A 19,139-nucleotide genomic window follows, 5' to 3' on the forward strand; every position below is an offset into this window, starting at 1 on the left:
GAAGAGCTCCTTGCTCATGGAGTCTTGTGGCTCCTTCGGCCATCAACCAGTGCGGAGGACCCGTACAGGCATATGAGAAACGTGTGCGCAAGATGTGTAAACCTCATATGGTCCCCCGTGCAGAACGCACTGGTATCGCCCGGCCCGGCCCGAAAAGATGGCGGCGCTGCGCAGGTCCCGGCCCGGGTCCGACGCACCCCATGGAGCAGGCAGTCGACAGCGACAAGGAGCACACGATGTCACGGATCACGCCCCTGCCGGACGGCGACGCGGACATAGCGAGGGCCATCGACGATCTCGTGATCACCGAGTTCGGCCACCAGCTCGCCGAGACACCCGACAGCCGTATCTGTATCTGCTGGATGCCCTCGCCCACCCCGTGGGCCAAGGACGGCGGTCCTACGTCTCGATGAGCCGGCCGGCCCCGGGCAACGGGCTTCCCAGGCTGGGGTTCGCACCGCATCTGCGGGTCGAATCGGTGCCGGGGGAGCCCGTCTTCCTGATGACGGAGGACCGGGTGACCACGCTGGGCGGAGCGCAGATCGCCCTGCTGGCCCCACTGCTCGACGGCAGCCGTGATCTGCCCCGTATCGTCTCCGACGCGGCACCGGTGCTGTCGGCCGACAGCACCGAACGGCTCGTGACCAGGCTGCTGGACGCGGGTCTGCTGCACACCTATCCGCCGGACGGAGCCGACGGCCCCGAGCGTGCCTATTGGGCGCTCACCGGTCTTCAGGCACCGCCCCGCGACGGCCGGGACGCGCTCCTCGCCCCGGTCGACCTCACCGACGACGCGGGAGGCGCGCTGCGCGACGCCGTGTCGGCGTCGGGGCTGCGCGCCGCCGCCGCGGGCGAGCCGGCCGACCTGACCCTGGCGCTGTGCCACGACTACCTCGACCCGCGGCTGAGCGCCCTGGACACGGAGCACCGCGCCGCGGGCCGCACCTGGCTGCCGGTGCGGGCCAGCGGCACCCATCTGTGGATCGGTCCCTTCCTCTCCCCCGGCGACGGCCCCTGCTGGAGCTGTCTCACGGACCGGCTCCGGCTGCGCCGGCGCGGCGAGGCGTACGTCCAGCACCGGCTCGGGCACAGCGGGCCCGCCGCGCACCGGCCGTCGTATCTGCCCGCGGGGCGTGCGGCGGCCCTGCAACTGGCGCTGCTCGAAGCCGGAAAGTGGCTCGCCGGGCACCGGAACGCCGATCAGGGCAGCCTGTGGCGGCTGGACACCCGCACGCTGGAGAGCAGCCGCCATCCCGTGCGGCGCCGCCCGCAGTGCTCCCGCTGCGGCGATCCCCTGCTGGTACGCGACCGGGTCTCGGCCCCGGTCGTGCTGTCCCCCCAACCGGTGCGGGACACCACGGGCGGCGGTCACCGGACGTTCGGACCGGACCGGATGCTGGAGCGCTACGGCCACCTCGTGGACCCCGTGACCGGTCTGGTCGGCGAGATCCGCCGGGATCCGCGCGGCCCGGAGTTCCTCAACTGCTTCCACGCGGGCGCCCAGCCGCCCTGGGACCCCGAACAACCGCCGCCCCCGCTCCACACCCCGCTGCGCAGCCCCGGCTCCGGCAAGGGGGTGACCGAACTCCACGCGAAAGCCAGCGCGTTGGGCGAGGCGCTGGAGCGGTACAGCGGCTACTTCCAGGGCGACGAGCCTCGCAGGCGCGGCAGTTACCGCGAGTTGGCACCCCTCGCCGTCCATCCGGACAGCGTCCAGCTCTTCGACCGGCGGCAGTTCGCGGACCGGGCGGCCTGGAACCGCGCGCACGGTCCCTTCCACCAGGTGACCGAGCCCTTCGACGTCGACGCCCGACTCGACTGGACGCCCGTCTGGTCGCTGACCGAGCAACGGCAGCGGCTGGCCCCCACGAGTCTGCTGTACTACAACGCCCCGGACGCGAGTACGGGTCTTTGCAGAGCAACCTCCAACGGAGCCGCCGCCGGGACCAGTCTGGAGGACGCCATCGTCCACGGCTGCCTGGAACTGGTGGAACGGGACGCGATCGCGCTGTGGTGGTACAACCGCACGCGGCAGCCCGCCGTTCCGCTGGACCAGCGGGATCCCTGGATCGCCCGGATGCGGGCCGTGCTCAGGGATCTGGGCCGGACGGTGTGGGCCCTGGATCTCACATCGGATCTCGGTATTCCCGTGGTCGCCGCCGTGTCGGCACGGACCGGAAAGGCGGCCGAGGACATCGTGCTGGGCTTCGGCGCGCACTTCGATCCCCAGGTCGCGCTGCGCCGGGCGCTCACCGAACTCAACCAGATGCTGCCGCCGTTGACCGGGGAGCCGGCCGACGGGGCCTCCGCCTACACCGGCACCGACCCGGAAGCCCTGGCCTGGTTCCGGCACGCCACCACCGCCAACCAGCCCTATCTGCTGCCCGCGGCACGCCGGTCCACCCGGCCGCCCGCGGCATCGCGGCCGGCCGCCGACGCCGCCGCACAGGTCCACGCCCTGGTCGCGCTGTTGCGCCGGCACGGTCTCGACGTACTCGTCCTCGACCAGACCCGCCCCGATGTGGAGCTGCCCGTCGCCAAGGTGCTGGTTCCCGGTCTGCGCCCGCACTGGGCGGGATTCGGCCCCGGGCGGCTGTTCGACGTACCCGTCACGCTCGGCCGGCTCACCCGGCCGACCGACTACGCGGATCTCAATCCACTGCCCCTGCACCTGTAACGGAATTCAATCCTCCCCTTTCTTGCGGCCTTCGCAGCGAACCTTTCCGCACCGCGAACGGTCTACTGCGACAAGGGGATTGGGAAGGGCGGCCACGCCGCAGAGCTCCTCAGCGAAATGGCACGCTCAGGTTAGAATCGATAGCGAGTTCCATCCTTGCACTATGCCGCGACAGGGGTGATCGCGGCACACCTGACTCGTCGACTCGTTCGGTCCGCCCGGGGGGTAAGAGAAGAGATGCAAGGTTCTGCCCAGCACAATGGTACGCGCGCCGAACGAGAGGACGCGAGAAGCAGGCACCTCGCTCTCGGCACCTCCAGCGCCATCACCATCGCGGTGCTCGTGGCCTTTTTCGGGGTCGCCGTGGGATATCTGCTGGAAGCCCATCTCTCACCGGCCGGGTTCACCGCGGGGATCGTGACCCTGCTCATCGTCTACGGTCTCCAACTGGCCCATTCCTTCGGGTATCTGTCTCCCCGGCTGAGTCGCCGGAGGTACTGGACCTTCGGACTCCAGGTTCTCCTCAGCTACTTGCCGTTCCTCACCTTCGCCGAGGCCTGGCTCGCCGCACCGGGCGTACTCGCCGGTTCCGCCCTGCTCCTGCTGCCCGCCCGCTGGAAGTGGCCGACGTTCGCGGCCATCGTGGCCTCGTCCAGCCTGCTGGTCCTGGAGAGCGGAACGGGCCGCGGCTCGCTCTGGTACGGCACCGTCGCGACCACGCTGACCGGACTGGTGGTGTTCGGGCTCTCCGAGCTCACCCGCCTCGTCCATGAGGCCCACCGCACCCGCGCCGAACTCACCCACATGGCCGTGGAGGCGGAACGGCTGCGCTTCTCGCGCGATCTGCACGATCTGCTCGGCATGAGCCTGACCACGATCGCCTTCAAATGCGAACTGGCGCGGCGGCTGCCGCCTTCCAAGCACGCCCGTCTTCAGCAGGAACTGACGGAGATCCTGGAAACCACGCAGCGGGCGTTCATCGACGTCCGGGCGGTCTCCCAGACCTACCGCGCCATGTCACTGGCGACCGAGGTCGAGACGGTCTTCGCCACGCTCAAGAACATGGGAGTGCACGCCGAGTTCCGGGGCAGCGCCGGACCGCTGCCGTCCGACATCGAGACGACCCTGGCGACGGTGCTGCGCGAGGCCGTCACCAACATGCTCCGGCACAGCCAGGTCGGCACCTGTGTGGTCCGGCTCCACCGCGAACAGGGCGCCGTCCGGCTGATGGTGGCCAACGACGGACTCGACGACCGCCCGCCCGCCGCCGTCGGCAACGCCCGGCCGGGAACCGGCCTGGACAACCTTCGCGATCGCATCGAAGCGGTGGACGGCCGGCTCACCGCGGAGGTCACCGACGGGAAGTGGTTCTCCGTGACGGCTGTCGTCCCGCTCCCGGCGAAGACAGCCGTGACCAGGCACCGGCTGCTGAGGCCCGTGCATCCCTGCGAGGCAGAGATACACGGTTCCGCGACGGTGGCCTGAGCACGGGCCCGGCCCACGGTACGACTCGTCGGACGCCTTTCGGATACGCCTGTCAGATCCAGCCGCCCTCGCGTGCGATCCGTACCGCGTCCATCCGGTTGCGGGCGCCCAGTTTGACCACGGCGCTGCTCAGATAGTTCCGCACCGTTCCAGGTGAGAGGAACAGCCGGCCGGCGATGGCCGCCGTGCCCTCGCCGGCGGCGGCGAGCTGGAGGACTTCCAGTTCACGTGGGGCCAGCGGCTGCGTCACGTCCTCGAGTGCCGCGACGGCCAGTTGGGGATCCACGACCCGCTTGCCGGCGGCCACCGCCCTTATGGCGCCGACGAGTTGTGCGGGGTCGGCGTCCTTGTGCAGGAATCCGGTGGCGCGGGTGGTCAGTGCCCGGCGCAAGGTGCTGGGATTGCCGAGTCCCGTCAGCATGAGGACCCGGCAGTCGGGTACGGCGGCGCCGAGCGCGGCAGCGGCGGTGATCCCGTCCATGCCGGGAAGGCCGATGTCGAGTACGGCCACATCGGGTCGCAGTGCGCGCGCCCTCGGCACGATCTCGTCACCGCGATCGACTTCGGCCACCACCTCGAAGTCCGCCTCCAGTGCCAGTAGTTCGGCCAATGCCCTGCGTAACATCACCATGTCTTCGGCGATCAGAATTTTCAGCATGGCCCCCCTCACATCGGCCGACTCCACGACTCCCCCGCTCCATACTCCCACCAGGAATGCGAGATCACCGCTTCGGTACGGCCCAACTCCTGTCCCGCCAAAGGAATTCCCGCACTATCGGGTTCAGGACAAGAGACCCAGGGGGTAATTTCCGCCATCGCGGCCGATATTCACACGGCATCAAAGTGGCCCTCTGCGGATGCCCGCCCGATTCGAGCCACCGGCGCGGAAAATGTCTTCTGTCGCTGAGCGCGCTGCCCCACCTGCTCCGCCGCCCCGCCGGAGCCCTACGACCTGACGGGCGGGACGGTGACCGCGCCGCGCCCGCGCCCGGTTCAGTCCTTCTTTCCGGCGTTGCCGCCGGACTTCTCCTTCTCGCCGCGGCTCGGCCCGTTGTCGGCCGCACCGCCCCGCTCGGCCTCGCCGGTGGCACCGCTCTTGGCGGCCCTGCCCGTCGGATCGCTCTGAGGCACGGGCCGCCCGGCGCAGTAGGCCGCCACCTTGTCCTCGCCGCCCGCCATGCCGACCAGCCGCTGCCAGGCCGTGGAGTCCATGGCCCGGCCGCTGTCCTTGAGCTGGTCGTAGGCGCGGCACTTGGCCTCGGTGTCCCGCGAGGTGGCCGGGTGGTCGGGCCGCGCGGAGCCGGCGGGTGTCGGCCGCTCGGTGGCCGGACGGTCGGGGGCGCCGGCGGACGGGGTGGCCCCGCCCTTGTCCTCGGCGGAGGAGTCGGACGAGCCGATCGTGGCGAACGCCACGCCGCCCAGCGTGAGGCTCGCGAGGAACACGGAGAGCGTGGTCCGCCCCGACAGGGCGAGGCGTCGCTGCTCGCGGGGCCGCCAGTCGTCCCGGCGCCGGGTGCGTGCCCGGTGCGCGCCCGCTTCCCGGGCGGCCCGGAACGCGGCCACGGCCCGCTGCTCACCCTCGGCGTCCGGCCGGTAGCCGCGCAGCACGGCGGCGGAGAGCAGCGCCTCCAGCTCGGCGTCGTCGAGCGCCAGGACCTGGCCGGAGACGGGGCCGGAGGTCATGCCGTCAGGGTGCACACGCCGACGGCCGGGGGACCCACCGCCGTTCCGCTGCTCACCCATGTCCGTTCCCGTTCCTGTCCGACCTTCTTGGCAGGCCATTTGTCGCGCTCGTGGCTGCGCGTGTTGCTTCTGTGACGGTGCAACCCGTGTGGCCTGCGTGACTCATGTGACAGTTGTGATTCACAGGCTCATGGAGCCTGTACGTCCCGCACGCCCCGTACGACTCACCGTCCACCCGGCTTCGGATCACCGAAGCGCCGGTGCACCGCCATGGCCGTCGCCGTCGCACTCACTGTTCATTTCGATTCCCCCAGCGTTCGGGGGCCCTCATCCGTCACACCTGCGACGCCCAGCTGCTTGGATAGACGTTTCAGCCCCCGGTACGCGGCCGTCCGCACGGCGCCCGGACGCTTGCCGAGGACACGGGCGGCGGCGGGGGCGTCGAGACCGACCACCACCCGCAGCAGCACCGCCTCGGCCTGGTCCCGCGGCAGCCCCCGGACCAGCTCCAGGGCGGCCTTGGTGGAGATCGACTCCAGCGCCTGGTGGTGCGTGCTGTGCGGACCCGGCAACTCCAGCAGGTCCTGCTCCAGCGCCGACGCCCGTGGCCGTACCTTCTGCCGGCGCAGATGGTCCAGCGCCCGATGGCGGGCGATGGTCGCGGTCCAGCCCCGGAACCCGGCACCGTCGCCCTTGAACCGGCCGAGGTCCCGGGCGATCTCCAGCCAGGCGTCGGACGCCACGTCCTCCGCGTCGTCGCCGACCAGCCCACGCAGGAACCCGAGCAGCGCCGGCTGCACGAGCCGGTACGCCACGGCGAACGCGGCCTCGTCGCCTTCCTGGGCCCGCGCGACGGCCGAGCCCAGCTCCCCGTCATGCGCGCGTACGCGGCGGGGTTCGCCTCCCTGGCCCAAGAACTGTCCTCGTCCGTACCGGTTCGCGGCGAAACGGCGCCCAACGGCGCGCCCACCCTTGCCCACGTCCTTTCACCGGCAACAGCGCCCGAGCACACAGAAGTGTCACAGGGTGCCCACGCAGCACCCGGGCCCCGGCCCGCCCCGGGCGGGCGATGGCCGGAACTCGTGGCCGACCGCCTACAACCATTGCGGCCCACCGGGAGTCACAGACGCCGCGACCATCGCACAGCTCCGCCACAGCAAGGGCATACGATGCGTCGCGACCCACCTCTGAGCTCATATAAAGGGATATAACGTCATGTCAATCCGCAGCCCATATCGCTCCCTTCGCGGCATATCCACCGTCGTAGCCCTGCTCGCGATCGGCGCGGTGGGATGCTCGGACGTCTCGGACGCCGTCGACAGCGCCAAGGACGGCGCGAAGAAGGTGGCCCGCCAGCGTTCGGTGTTCTCGCTGGCCACCGGCGACTGCTACAACCCGAACAGCAAGGGCGAGGGCACCGAGGTCCTCGTCGAGATCGTCCCCTGCGCCGAGGCGCACACGGCTCAGGTCGTCGGCGACTTCAAGATCGACCAGGGGTCCGCGTACCCCGGCGACGACGCGATCTCGGCCATCGCCGACAAGCGTTGCCCCGTCGAGGCGGGCAAGTTCGCCCCGGACACCTGGGCTCTGCCCAAGGGGGTCGCGGTCTTCTACTACACCCCGACCAAGGAGAGCTGGTCGACGGGTGACCGCGCGGTGAGCTGCACGTACACCCACGAGTCGGGCACGTTCAAGGGCTCGTTGGACACCTCGAAGTCCCTGAAGCCGGAGCAGAGCACGTTTCTGACCGGTTCGAACGGGGTCTACGACGCGTTCTGGGCGAACCAGCCCGAGAAGGACAACGTCGAGGAGGACCTGAAGGGCTACAAGGCGCAGGCCAAGGCCGTGGCGGACGCTCTCGACGCACACCTTCAGGGGCTGAAGGACGTCAAGGGCACCGAGGTCGGCAAGCTCCGCGAGCAGCTGACCAAGACCGCCGAGCACTGGGAGAAGGCCGCGAACGCCGCCGACGCCGACGCGTTCTACATCGCCTACGACTCCGCCTTCGGCGGCATCGACCCGAACAAGACGGTCGCCGCCCGCAAGGAACTGGGCCTGGCCACGACCGTCCCGGCCGACGACGCCGAGGTCTGGGCGGCCTGACGCCCCATCGGGCGACGGGGCCGGTCCCGCCGAGGGGTCGGCCCCGTCGCCTTGTCACCCGCCATAGCCGCTCATTGCCGCCTTGCTGCTGACGAGTAATGAATTTTCCCGCCCGTGCGCTGTCTGTAGATGCCACCTGTGTGACAGGTGATGCGATGGTGACCATTTGGTAGGGGTGGGGTAGTTGAGTCCTCGAAGGACCCATGCGTACAAACCGCTCGGTCTCAAGAGACGTGCGTGGCTGACGGTGGGAGCCGTCGTCCTGAGCGCCGCGGGGGTCGTGACGTACGCCGTCGCGGAGCCGTCCGCGCCGGCCGAGACCCAGCGGGACAGCCGCGGGCCGTCGGTCCACACGCTCAAGCTCAAGGAGCGCGGCTCCGGCCGCAAGGGGCTGTCCAGGCAGGACACCGACCGCTTCAGCGCGGTGGTGCTGACCTGGAACGACCCCGAGGCGAAGGCCAAGGGCACGCCCGAGGTGCGCACCCGGGACATCGAGACCGGCGAGTGGTCCGGCTGGCAGAAGGTCACCCTCGAACCGAGCCAGGCGGACGGCGAGGAGGGCACCCGGGCGGCCCTGCGCGGCGGCACCGAGTCGGTGTGGACCGGCGACTCCGACGGCGTCGAGGTGCGCGTCGTGAGCGCGGACGGCACCGAGGCGGCCGGCCAGCCCTCCGGCATGGACGTGAAGCTGCTGGACCCGGGCACCGACCCGAAGGGCGCGATACGCCCGGCCGCCTTCGTGGCGGAGGAGACCACGGCGCCGGCCACGCAGACCCCGACCCCGACGCCGACGGACCCGGCGACACCGTCGCAGTCGGCCACCCCGACCGACTCCCCGGCGCCCACGGACACCCCGACGGCGACCGGTACGCCCACCGGGTCCGCGTCCCCGACCGCCTCCCCCACCCCGACCAGCACGGTCCCGGCGCCCCGCCCCTCGAAGGTCGTCAAGCCGCCGATCATCACGCAGGCCGAGTGGGGCGCGTCCACCAACTACGACGGCAACCCGGAGTACGGCACCGAGATCAAGGCCGCCGTCATCCACCACACCGGCGTCGACGGCGACAACACCGTGTCCTGCGCCGACTCCCGGGCCCGGCTGCGCACCATCCAGCAGTCCCACTTCAGCCAGGGCTACTTCGACATCGGCTACAACTTCGTCGTCGACAGGTGCGGCCAGATCTTCGAGGGCCGCAGCGGCGGCACGGACCTGCCGGTGATCGGCGCGCACGACGCCGGGTTCAACACCAACACGGTCGGCATCTCGTACATCGGCAACTTCGAGACGGCCAAGCCCAGCCGCGCCGGCCTGGACGCCATCGCGCGGATCGTGGCCTGGAAGTTCGGCATGTACGGCATCGACCCGACCGGCAAGGTGGCGCTGACCTCGGGCGTGGACCAGGGCTACAGCGGCAACAAGATCCCGAAGGGCACCTCGGTCACGCTGCCGCGCGTCCTCGGCCACCGGGACACCAACAACACGGCCTGCCCCGGCGCGAACCTCTATCCGCAGCTCACCCGGATCGCCCAGGTCGCCAAGACCCCGGGCATCTCGCATGCCCTCGCCACCTCGGACTTCAACCGCGACGGCATCGCCGACCTGGTGGCCGGCACGCCCCGCGCGCTGAGCGGCGGCGGCACCCTGACCGTCGTCCCGGGCGGTCTCGCCGGTCCGGTGCCCGCGTCGAGGCGCACGCTCACCCAGAACAGCACCGGTGTCCCCGGCTCCCACGAGTCCGGCGACAACTTCGGCGCCGCCTCCGCCTGGGGGGACGTCAACGGCGACGGCTACGCCGACCTCGCGATCGGCGCGCCCGGCGAGGACGACACCAGCGGTCACGCGGACCGGGGCCAGGTCGTCGTCATGTACGGCCCGGCGCTGAACACCGGCTTCTCGTACACCACGTCGGGCACCGTCACGGCGACCGGCGCCAAGCTCGGCTCGACGGTCACGGTCGGCGACTTCAACGGCGACGGCAAGGCGGACGTGTTCTCGGCCGGCACCGGCAAGGGCGGCAACTGGCACGTACGGCTGACCGGCGGCGCGACGACGTCCGGGACGCTCACCACGGCCACCGCCGCCGTCGCCTACCTGGACGCCGCGACCGGCGACTTCAACCGGGACGGCTACGCGGACGTCGCCCTCAACTACCGCGACACGGGCGGCATCGGCCGCGTGGTCCGCTTCGCGGGCTCGGCGACCGGCCTGACCAAGGCCGGCGTGATCTCCGTCAGGGGCGGCCGCTCCCTCGCCGCGGGTGACGTCAACGGCAACGGCTACGACGACATCGTCATCGGCCAGCCGGTCGCGTCGGAGTCGGGCGGCCTCTCGGGCGGCCAGATCACCATGGTCCCCGGCACGTCGACCGGCTTCACCACGACCGGCATGACGACGATCCACCAGGACACCGCGAACGTGGCCGGCGGCAACGAGTCCGGCGACCTGTTCGGCGCCTCCGTCTCGGTCGGCGACTTCAACGCCGACGGACTCGCCGACGCGCTCACCGGCGTCCCCGGCGAGGACTTCCCGCGCGGCGGCGTGAACCAGGCCAACGCCGGTGACGTGCTGCTGGTCAGGGGCACCACGGCCGGCCTGACCGGCACCGGTTCGATCCGCCTCTCGCAGGACACGACCGGCGTCCCCGGCACCGCGGAGAGCAGTGACCTGTTCGGCTCCGCCGTGTCGCTGACGGACCTGTCCGGGTACGGCCGCGCGGCCCTGACGCTCGGCGCCGAGGGCGAGGACGGCACCGACGGCATCGTCCTGTACCTCCCGAGCAACAGCACGGGCCTCGGCTACAGCCAGGCGGTCATCCACAGCAAGACCGCGCTGGGCACGCCGACCGACGCCCACCTCGGACAGACGCTGACGCCGTAACCGGCCGAGAACGGCCTGACCTGGCCGGGATCCCGCCCCTTCACAGGATCCCGGCCGGGCCATGTCCGGCCCGTCGCACTACCGCAGCGTCGCGTCCCGGCACAGCAGCCGCAGCGACCCGTCACCCGCGAAGCAGCGCCGCGCCTCGTCGATCGGGTCCCACATCCGCCCGTCGGGCGTACGTATCCAGTGGTCGCCGCCGGTCGTCCACCATTCGGCGCCGGTCTGACGGGCGATCACCTCACCGGCGTAGGCACCGAAGCCGCGCAGGGTGCTCTCCACGGCGGCGTACGGTGTCCGCTCGCGGCGCAGGCTCTCGATCATCCGATCGACCCGCCACAGGCTCTGCTCCGAGTAGTCGAGCCGCAGCCGGGCTCCCTCGCGCATCGTCGCCACCGCGTCCGCCGCCCACCGCACCGGCTTGGTCGCGGCTGCGGGCCTGGTCTCCGCTTGAGTCGTCACACCCTGGAGAGCGTGTCCGACCTGCGATTCGTCACCCGGATCCGGCGATTTCCCGGGACCGGTGCAGGACCGCCGCACCGCGCTTCCACGACAGTCACAGGACTCCCGCAGGAACCAGGTTTACCCGGGAGTGACGCTTCGCCGCCCCCCGTGCGCTCCAGTCACTGATGAGCCCGGACGGCCCCCGCACCCGGGTGATCCTCGGCGGCCGCCCGGCCTTCCCCACCGACCCGACCCTGCCGCCGTTCCTGCTGCTCACCGCCGCCCAGGTGACCGGCGTCGCCGAGTTCCTCAGGGCGGCCGACTTCGACGACCTGTGGCGGCACGCGCGCACCCGGCTGCTGCGGCCCTACGCCGCACCGGACGCCGAACCCGAGGTGCGCGGCCTGTTCGCGGCGACCCACCGCGACCTGACCGCCTTCTACGCGCAGACGGCCCAGTACGGCGACGCGGTCGTGAAGTGGCTGCTGGACTGACCGGCCGGGGCGGGCCGCGCCTCAGCCCCTGCCCCGGGCCCGCCGCGACACCACGGCCCGCAGCACCCGCCGCCCCTCCGTCGACACCTCCAGCGCCCGGCGCAGCCCGCCCGCGCCATGCCCGGCGAGCAGTTCCAGGACGCTGACCTGGCGGCGCAGTTCGGCGGCGACGAGCGGCGACATGCCCTCCGTACGGCCCACGGCGGGCGTCCCGCCGGCCCGGACCGAGTCCAGGGCCTCGGGCGGAGCGCCGTCCGAGGCGAGGTCGTCCTCCGCGGGGTCGAGCAGCCGGTGTATCTGGAGGGAGGCGACGGAGCAGGCGTCGGCCCAGATCCGCGCCTCGGCGGCGGACCGTACGGCGGGGGCGGCGGCCAGCATCCGCCGGGCGAGCAGCGCGGCCTCGTCCTCGATGTCCGTGTCGTCCACGACCTCCGCGACGCCCAGCTTCCCGCGCACCTGCTCCAGCAGCTCGCCCCACTCGGCGGGGTCCCCGCCGCTCGCCAGGTTCGCCCACAGCGGCCGCAGCGCCTCGTCGTCACCGCCGAGCAGCGGCACGCATCGATCCAAACAAGCCAACCCGCTGACGGCCAGTCCGCGTTCGTCGGCCTGAGCGATCAGTTCCACCAGGCTCATCCACGCCTCCCTAAGCGGGTGAGTTGTGAGGGTCGGGGCCCCCGCACAGGCCCCTGGCAGGCACCGTCCTTAACGGAGCCCACACCTCCCCTTACTGCGTGCGACGACCCGGGATTGTCACAGGGGAACGACGCCGAGCCGGTCGAGCAGCCGGAAGAACAGGTTTTCGGCCAAGGGATCCGCCTCGGCGGTGAGTACGTCGACCACGGACTCGGCGTTCACCTCGTGTCCGGCCTCGACGGCCCAGGCGACGGCCCGCTCGGCGGCGTCGGGGGGTTCGAGGAAGTAGTCCTCCACCGTGAGCCCCTCGTCCGAGGCGCCGAGGAAGCGGGCCATCGCGGCCCGCGCCAGACAGGTCGTCCACGCCCCGCTCTCCGGCGCCGCCGCCTCCACCACCACCGACGCGCTGTCCATGACGTAGCCGAAGAGCGCGGGCGCCGCGGTCTCGCGGGCCAGGTCGTTCATGTTGCCGAGCTCGCCGTCGCCGCTCGGGTACTCCCACACCTGCCAGCCGCCGGGCGCCTCCTCGCGCAGGGTCAACCCCTCGGCTCCCGCCAGCGCGTCCAGCTCCGCGAGCGGTCGCTCCGCCCGGCCCACTACGTAGTACCCCCAGTAGCCCATCCCGGTTCCCCCTGGCTGATCGGTTCGGCTCGGGCCGAATACACCACAGTCGCACAGGGGTTCGCAGCAGGTTGGGTCAATCCACAGCTCAGTCCAGCCGGTCCGCGAGCGCCCTGAACTCGGCCCAGGTCAGTTTCGGCTTACCCGGGTCCCACAGCTTCTGCACCGTCGCCGCCAGCGGCAACCGGATTCCGGCCGCGACCTGTGCCTGCGTCTGGGAGTTCGCGAGATCGCACCAGACCGCGAAGGACCCGCCCAGGATCTGGCTGTCGTACTTGGCCGGCACGGCCGTCGTGCCCCGCAGGACCCGTGGCGTCCACTGCTCGTAGATCCGCTGGCCGGTCGGGTAGACGAAGGTCTGCGGCTCGCCGAGCACGTAGTAGAGGAACTCGTCGTTGTAGTTGATGACCTTCCGGCCCGTGCTCAGGTACTCCACCGGCAGCCGGGCCCCGATCTCCTTGCCCGTCCAGTAGGCCACCTGGATGTCCTTGTCGGGCTGGACCGAGGTGTTCCGGAAGAACCCGTCGTTCCAGGCCCGCGGGGTGCGCTCGTGGGCGCGGACGGTGGCGGCGCGGTCGTTGAGCCATCCGGTGGCGAGGTCGGCGACACCGGCGCCGGAGCCGTAGGCCTCCCGGGCCGCGGCGGCGAGCTGCGGGTAGGACGCCTCGGGGTTCGAGACCACCAGCGCCTGGTACTCGTCGCCGCCGAGGTGCCACTGGCTGCCGGGGAAGAGACCGGCGTACTCGTTGAGCAGGTCGTCGACGATCTCGGCGGACTCGGGCTTGGAGATGTCGACGGCGCCCCGGGTCGGGGCACCGCTCGCGTTGCGCAGCTGGAGATCCGGGTGCGCGGCGATGACGGCACCGAGATGCCCGGGCGAGTCGATCTCGGGCACGATCGTGATGTGCCGGCTCTCGGCCAACTGGACGATCTTCCTGACCTGCGCCTTGGTCAGATGCTGCTGGGAGACGATCTCGGGATGCGAGTCGGACGCGATCCGGAAGCCCTGGTCGTCGGAGAAGTGCAGGCCCAGCTGGTTGTACTTCAGATCGCCCAGCTCCCGCACCCGGTCCTCGATCCAGTCCGCGGTGAAGAACTTGCGGGCCATGTCGAGCATGAACCCGCGCACCGGCTTGGCGGGCTCGTCACGGACGACGCCCTCGGGGGCCGTACCGCCGTCGTGCACCTCCTGCTTGAGCGTCCGGGTCCCGTAGAAGACCCCCGCCTCGCCGGGCCCGCTGATCGAGACACGCCCGTCGCGCACGGTCATGGAGTACGACTCGGGGTCGGCGCCCTTGGCGCCCTTGAGCTCCAGCCGTACGTCCCCGGCGCGCACGTCGTCCTTCTCCCCGCCGTACGTCAGCCCCAGCTCGCCGGCGATGAGCCGCCCCTCGTCGGCGAGACCGGCGTCGCTGACGACGACCCGCTCCCCGCTCGCGGGACGCCAGCCGGGACCACGGGCGGCGGTGTGCGAGCGCACGGCCGGGATGGTCTGCGGGGCCTTGGAGAGCGCGTACGACCGGGTGGGTGACGGTGTGGGGCTGCTGCCCTGCTCGGAGCTGGGGGCTGCCTGGGAGGTGCCCGCGGCGGATCCCTGCTGCCGCGATCCGGCCGACTCGCCGTCGTCACCGCCCGCGAGGAGTCCGAGGCCGACTCCGGCCCCGACCGTCACGACGAGCACCGCGACGATCAGCACCCAGGTCTGCTTCAGGGCGCTCTTCGCCGGTGCCCGGCGCCTGTGCTTGTGCTGACTCACGGCGCCAACCTAGGCCCTGCGTCCATCCACGGCCGTCCACCCCACGTTCCGAAACTCTCCCGTTCGGCTGAAATTCGGGCATCCGTCGGACACGTCATGCCCACACTCGGTAACGTGGCGCCACTCCTCCCCCAGATTCCCCTACCGAAACCCACGTGACGCCCACACACCTTCCCGGCCGACTCGCCATACCGTCGCTGCCCGAGCAGACCCGCACTCCACCGTCCCCGGACGCGTTGGAGCCCTTCAACACCGCCGGCGCCGACGAGATCCGGCACACCCTGCTGACCTGCCTGAACAGCCCCCGCTGGGCCGACCGCATCGCGGCACACCGCCCCTACCCCGACGTCGGCTCCCTGCTGGCGGCGTCCGACGAGGCGGCGTACGACCTGACACCGGGGGATCTGGCGGAGGCGCTGGCGGAAGAAACGTTGCCCGCGCTGCCGGAAGGCGCCTACGCGGCGGCCCATACAGCCCTCAGTGCCGCCTACGCCGCATATGAGTCCAAATTCGGGCATGCCTTCATTATCTGCATGGACGGCCTGCGCGCGACGGAAGCGCTCGATCAGGTGCTGGCCGGGATCCGGTCACGTTTGGCGAACGATCCGGAGGAGGAGCGGGTGGTCGCGGCCGAGGAGCTCCGCCGCCTGGCAAAGGCGCGGTTGATTCACGCCCTGAGGGGCGCGGGGAACGGCGCGACAAGCCCCTACGGCGCCGCACCCGGCCTCTGAAGCGGACCGATCACCCCATTGGCCGCAAATCACCCATCCGCGTGCCACTTTGATCACACCACCAGACCCCGGCTCAGCCCAGCGCCAGCTCATCGCTACGATGCTGGGGGCCGGTGGACCGTACCCGGCCGGGCCCGACCGACAGCACAAGCCGGCAGGCCCCGATCCCCGCTCCCGGAGGAACTTCCGTGCCGGCTGGAACGCTGTACCGCGGCCGGGAAGGAATGTGGTCCTGGGTGGCTCATCGAGTCACCGGCGTCCTCATTTTCTTCTTCCTGTTCGTTCACGTGCTGGACACCGCTCTCGTGCGTGTCTCCCCCGAGGACTACGACAAGGTCGTAGCCACGTACAAGACGCCGATCGTCGCGCTGCTGGAGTACGGCCTCGTCGCCGCCATCCTCTTCCACGCGCTCAACGGCCTGCGTGTCATCGCCGTCGACTTCTGGTCGAAGGGCCCGCGCTACCAGAAGCAGATGCTCTGGTCCGTCGTCGGCCTCTGGCTGGTGCTGATGCTCGGGGCGATCTACCCCGTTCTCGGCCACGCCGCTCGTGAACTGTTCGGGAGCTGACGCGCATGTCCACCAGTGAGAAGTCCGCCACCGGTATCGGCCCGGTCGAGGGCGAGTCCCTCTACAACGTCGACAATCCGGCCCCCTACATCGAGGCCCCGCGCCAGCGCACCAAGAAGACCCCGAAGTCCACGCGGGGCAACTTCGAGCTGGCCGCCTGGCTGTTCATGCGTCTGTCCGGCATCGTGCTGGTCGTCCTGGTCATCGGCCACCTGCTGATCCAGCTCGTGCTGGACGGCGGCGTGTCGAAGATCGGCTTCGCCTTCGTGGCGGGCCGCTGGGCGAGCCCGTTCTGGCAGGTCTGGGACCTGCTGATGCTGTGGCTCGCGATGCTGCACGGCGCCAACGGCCTGCGCACGGTCATCAACGACTACGCGGAGCGCGCGAACACCCGCCTGTGGCTGAAGGGCCTGCTCTACACCGCCACGGTGTTCACCATCCTGCTGGGCACGCTGGTGATCTTCACCTTCGACCCGAACATCCGCTAGGCACGGGGCTGAGGTACTACTGATGAAGATCCACAAGTACGACACCGTCATCGTCGGCGCCGGTGGCGCGGGCATGCGCGCGGCCATCGAGTCGACGAAGCGCAGCCGCACCGCCGTGCTGACCAAGCTCTACCCCACCCGCTCCCACACGGGCGCCGCGCAGGGCGGCATGGCCGCAGCGCTCGCCAACGTGGAGGAGGACAACTGGGAGTGGCACACCTTCGACACGGTCAAGGGCGGTGACTACCTGGTCGACCAGGACGCCGCCGAGATCCTGGCGAAGGAGGCCATCGACTCGGTCCTCGACCTGGAGAAGATGGGCCTGCCGTTCAACCGCACCCCGAACGGCACGATCGACCAGCGCCGCTTCGGCGGTCACAGCCGTAACCACGGCGAGGCCCCGGTCCGCCGGTCCTGCTACGCGGCGGACCGCACCGGCCACATGATCCTCCAGACGCTGTACCAGAACTGCGTCAAGGAGGGCGTGGAGTTCTTCAACGAGTTCTACGTCCTGGACCAGCTGATCACCGAGGTCGACGGCGTCAAGAAGTCGGCGGGCGTGGTGGCCTACGAGCTCGCCACCGGCGAGATCCACGTCTTCCAGGCGAAGGCCGTCATCTACGCGTCCGGTGGCTGCGGCAAGTTCTTCAAGGTGACGTCGAACGCGCACACGCTGACGGGTGACGGTCAGGCGGCGGTCTACCGTCGTGGGCTGCCGCTGGAGGACATGGAGTTCTTCCAGTTCCACCCGACCGGCATCTGGCGCATGGGCATCCTGCTGACGGAGGGCGCCCGTGGTGAGGGCGGCATCCTCCGCAACAAGGACGGCGAGCGCTTCATGGAGAAGTACGCGCCGGTCATGAAGGACCTCGCGTCCCGTGACGTCGTCTCCCGCTCGATCTACACGGAGATCCGTGAGGGCCGCGGCTGCGGTCCCGAGGGCGACCACGTCTACCTCGACCTCACGCACCTCCCGCCGGAGCAGCTGGACGCCAAGCTGCCCGACATCACGGAGTTCGCGCGCACCTACCTGGGCATCGAGCCGTACACGGACCCGATCCCGATCCAGCCGACGGCCCACTACGCGATGGGCGGCATCCCGACGAACGTCGAGGGTGAGGTCCTCTCGGACAACACCACGGTCGTCCCGGGCCTGTACGCGGCGGGCGAGGTCGCCTGCGTCTCGGTGCACGGCGCCAACCGCCTCGGCACCAACTCCCTGCTGGACATCAACGTCTTCGGGCGCCGGGCCGGCATCGCGGCGGCGGAGTACTCGCAGAAGGCGGACTACGTCGAGCTGCCGGAGAACCCGGCGGAGCTGGTGATCGACCAGGTCGAGCACCTGCGTGCGGCGACGGGCACCGAGCGGGTGGCCGTGCTCCGCAAGGAGCTCCAGGAGACCATGGACGCGAACGTCATGGTGTTCCGCACCGAGCAGACGATCAAGACGGCGGTCGAGAAGATCGCGGAGCTGCGCGAGCGCTACAAGAACGTCTCGATCCAGGACAAGGGCAAGCGGTTCAACACCGACCTGCTGGAGGCCATCGAGCTCGGCAACCTCCTGGACCTGGCCGAGGTCATGGCGGTCTCCGCCCTCGCCCGCAAGGAGTCCCGCGGCGGTCACTACCGCGAGGACTACCCGAACCGCGACGACGTCAACTTCATGCGCCACACCATGGCGTACCGCGAGGTGGGCGACGACGGCACTGAGTCCATTCGTCTCGACTACAAGCCGGTCGTCCAGACCCGCTACCAGCCGATGGAGCGTAAGTACTGATGGCAACCCCCGTTATGGACAAGGCCGAGGCGGAGTCCGCGGCCTCCCCGTACATCACGGTCACGTTCCGGGTCCGCCGTTTCAACCCGGAAGTCTCCGCAGAGGCTGTGTGGGAAGACTTCGAGCTGGAGATCGACCCCAAGGAGCGCGTCCTCGACGGCCTCCACAAGATCAAGTGGGACCTGGACGGCACGCTGACCTTCCGCCGCTCGTGCGCCCACGGCATCTGCGGCTCGGACGCGATGCGGATCAACGGCAAGAACCGTCTTGCCTGCAAGACCCTCATCAAGGACCTCAACCCCGAGAAGCCGATCACGGTCGAGCCCATCAAGGGCCTGACGGTCCTGAAGGACCTCGTGGTCGACATGGAGCCGTTCTTCCAGGCGTACCGCGACGTCATGCCCTTCCTCATCACGAAGGACACGAACGAGCCGACCCGCGAACGCCTCCAGACGGCGGAGGACCGCGAGCGCTTCGACGACACGACGAAGTGCATCCTCTGCGCGGCGTGCACGTCCTCGTGCCCGGTCTTCTGGAACGACGGCCAGTACTTCGGCCCGGCGGCCATCGTCAACGCCCACCGCTTCATCTTCGACTCGCGCGACGAGGCCGGCGAGCAGCGGCTGGAGATCCTCAACGACAAGGACGGCGTGTGGCGGTGCCGCACGACGTTCAACTGCACGGATGCCTGTCCGCGCGGGATTGAGGTCACGAAGGCCATTGCCGAGGTGAAGAAGGCGCTGATCACTCGGCGGTTCTGAGTCTCGCAGATCTACATCAGGGCCCTGTTCCCGTCACTT

At 70.4% G+C, this 19,139-nt stretch carries 18 protein-coding genes; 11 read left to right on the plus strand and 7 right to left on the minus strand.

The window, feature by feature from the left end:
- Positions 1-200 precede the first annotated feature (200 nt).
- The 3 genes from ACIQWG_RS24915 to ACIQWG_RS24925 all read left to right on the plus strand — a co-directional run bounded on the left by ACIQWG_RS24915 (position 201) and on the right by ACIQWG_RS24925 (position 4,162).
- Positions 201-413 carry a hypothetical protein gene (locus ACIQWG_RS24915; RefSeq protein ID WP_404099673.1) on the plus strand — a complete coding sequence of 71 codons (213 nt, stop codon included), beginning with the start codon at positions 201-203 and terminating at the stop codon, positions 411-413.
- The gene (locus tag ACIQWG_RS24920; RefSeq protein WP_404099675.1) at positions 410-2,677 is read left to right on the plus strand and encodes a TOMM precursor leader peptide-binding protein; all 2,268 of its coding nucleotides are present in this window, start codon (positions 410-412) and stop codon (positions 2,675-2,677) included. Before ACIQWG_RS24915 ends, ACIQWG_RS24920 begins: the two co-directional genes overlap by 4 nt.
- A 342-nt stretch (positions 2,678-3,019) precedes the next feature.
- Positions 3,020-4,162 carry a sensor histidine kinase gene (locus ACIQWG_RS24925; RefSeq protein ID WP_404099677.1) on the plus strand — a complete coding sequence of 381 codons (1,143 nt, stop codon included), beginning with the start codon at positions 3,020-3,022 and terminating at the stop codon, positions 4,160-4,162.
- A 52-nt stretch (positions 4,163-4,214) separates the two neighbouring features.
- Here ACIQWG_RS24925 and ACIQWG_RS24930 read toward each other — a convergent pair whose 3' ends face one another.
- The 3 genes from ACIQWG_RS24930 to ACIQWG_RS24940 all read right to left on the minus strand — a co-directional run bounded on the left by ACIQWG_RS24930 (position 4,215) and on the right by ACIQWG_RS24940 (position 6,759).
- Complete coding sequence (locus tag ACIQWG_RS24930) at positions 4,215-4,820, minus strand: response regulator transcription factor (protein ID WP_404099679.1); 606 nt, start codon at positions 4,818-4,820, stop codon at positions 4,215-4,217.
- 335 nt (positions 4,821-5,155) lie between these two features.
- A complete protein-coding gene (locus tag ACIQWG_RS24935) occupies positions 5,156-5,845 on the minus strand; it encodes a hypothetical protein (RefSeq protein WP_404099681.1) in 690 nt (229 codons plus the stop codon).
- 296 nt (positions 5,846-6,141) lie between these two features.
- A complete protein-coding gene (locus tag ACIQWG_RS24940) occupies positions 6,142-6,759 on the minus strand; it encodes an RNA polymerase sigma factor (RefSeq protein ID WP_404099683.1) in 618 nt (205 codons plus the stop codon).
- A 301-nt stretch (positions 6,760-7,060) separates the two neighbouring features.
- On the opposite strand from ACIQWG_RS24940, the gene ACIQWG_RS24945 reads away from it, so the two are divergent.
- Together ACIQWG_RS24945 and ACIQWG_RS24950 are read left to right on the plus strand one after the other, a co-directional pair.
- Positions 7,061-7,948: a septum formation family protein gene (locus tag ACIQWG_RS24945; protein ID WP_404099685.1), complete on the plus strand. Its 888-nt coding sequence runs from the start codon at positions 7,061-7,063 to the stop codon at positions 7,946-7,948.
- A gap of 241 nt (positions 7,949-8,189) precedes the next feature.
- Positions 8,190-10,826 (plus strand): FG-GAP-like repeat-containing protein, encoded by a 2,637-nt coding sequence (locus ACIQWG_RS24950; RefSeq protein WP_404100350.1) that lies wholly within the window; start codon positions 8,190-8,192, stop codon positions 10,824-10,826.
- 78 nt (positions 10,827-10,904) lie between these two features.
- Here ACIQWG_RS24950 and ACIQWG_RS24955 read toward each other — a convergent pair whose 3' ends face one another.
- Positions 10,905-11,288 (minus strand): hypothetical protein, encoded by a 384-nt coding sequence (locus tag ACIQWG_RS24955; protein ID WP_404099687.1) that lies wholly within the window; start codon positions 11,286-11,288, stop codon positions 10,905-10,907.
- A gap of 164 nt (positions 11,289-11,452) precedes the next feature.
- Between ACIQWG_RS24955 and ACIQWG_RS24960 the strand changes: the two genes are divergently transcribed.
- Positions 11,453-11,764: a DUF1877 family protein gene (locus ACIQWG_RS24960; protein ID WP_404100352.1), complete on the plus strand. Its 312-nt coding sequence runs from the start codon at positions 11,453-11,455 to the stop codon at positions 11,762-11,764.
- A 21-nt stretch (positions 11,765-11,785) separates the two neighbouring features.
- On the opposite strand, the gene ACIQWG_RS24965 is transcribed toward ACIQWG_RS24960, so the two are convergent.
- The 3 genes from ACIQWG_RS24965 to ACIQWG_RS24975 all read right to left on the minus strand — a co-directional run bounded on the left by ACIQWG_RS24965 (position 11,786) and on the right by ACIQWG_RS24975 (position 14,714).
- Positions 11,786-12,397: a hypothetical protein gene (locus tag ACIQWG_RS24965; protein WP_404099689.1), complete on the minus strand. Its 612-nt coding sequence runs from the start codon at positions 12,395-12,397 to the stop codon at positions 11,786-11,788.
- 117 nt (positions 12,398-12,514) lie between these two features.
- Complete coding sequence (locus tag ACIQWG_RS24970) at positions 12,515-13,018, minus strand: hypothetical protein (RefSeq protein ID WP_404099691.1); 504 nt, start codon at positions 13,016-13,018, stop codon at positions 12,515-12,517.
- 88 nt (positions 13,019-13,106) lie between these two features.
- Entirely contained in the window at positions 13,107-14,714 is a 1,608-nt protein-coding gene (locus ACIQWG_RS24975; RefSeq protein ID WP_404100354.1) for a glycoside hydrolase family 20 protein, read from the minus strand.
- 215 nt (positions 14,715-14,929) lie between these two features.
- Here ACIQWG_RS24975 and ACIQWG_RS24980 point away from each other — a divergent pair, with 215 nt between their 5' ends.
- The 5 genes from ACIQWG_RS24980 (at position 14,930) to ACIQWG_RS25000 (ending at position 19,100) form a co-directional block, all read left to right on the plus strand.
- Positions 14,930-15,505: a 2-oxo-4-hydroxy-4-carboxy-5-ureidoimidazoline decarboxylase gene (locus tag ACIQWG_RS24980; RefSeq protein ID WP_404099693.1), complete on the plus strand. Its 576-nt coding sequence runs from the start codon at positions 14,930-14,932 to the stop codon at positions 15,503-15,505.
- A gap of 188 nt (positions 15,506-15,693) precedes the next feature.
- Positions 15,694-16,074: a succinate dehydrogenase, cytochrome b556 subunit gene (gene sdhC / locus ACIQWG_RS24985; RefSeq protein WP_078504082.1), complete on the plus strand. Its 381-nt coding sequence runs from the start codon at positions 15,694-15,696 to the stop codon at positions 16,072-16,074.
- A gap of 5 nt (positions 16,075-16,079) precedes the next feature.
- Complete coding sequence (locus ACIQWG_RS24990) at positions 16,080-16,562, plus strand: succinate dehydrogenase hydrophobic membrane anchor subunit (protein WP_404099696.1); 483 nt, start codon at positions 16,080-16,082, stop codon at positions 16,560-16,562.
- Between the two features lie 22 nt (positions 16,563-16,584).
- Positions 16,585-18,339, plus strand: coding sequence for a succinate dehydrogenase flavoprotein subunit (sdhA, locus tag ACIQWG_RS24995; protein WP_404099698.1), 1,755 nt, complete (start codon positions 16,585-16,587; stop codon positions 18,337-18,339).
- Entirely contained in the window at positions 18,339-19,100 is a 762-nt protein-coding gene (locus tag ACIQWG_RS25000; RefSeq protein WP_404099700.1) for a succinate dehydrogenase iron-sulfur subunit, read from the plus strand. Before sdhA ends, ACIQWG_RS25000 begins: the two co-directional genes overlap by 1 nt.
- Positions 19,101-19,139: the final 39 nt, after the last annotated feature.

Origin of the sequence: Streptomyces sp. NPDC098781, from assembly GCF_044759995.1 — a bacterium.
Taxonomy (GTDB): domain Bacteria; phylum Actinomycetota; class Actinomycetes; order Streptomycetales; family Streptomycetaceae; genus Streptomyces.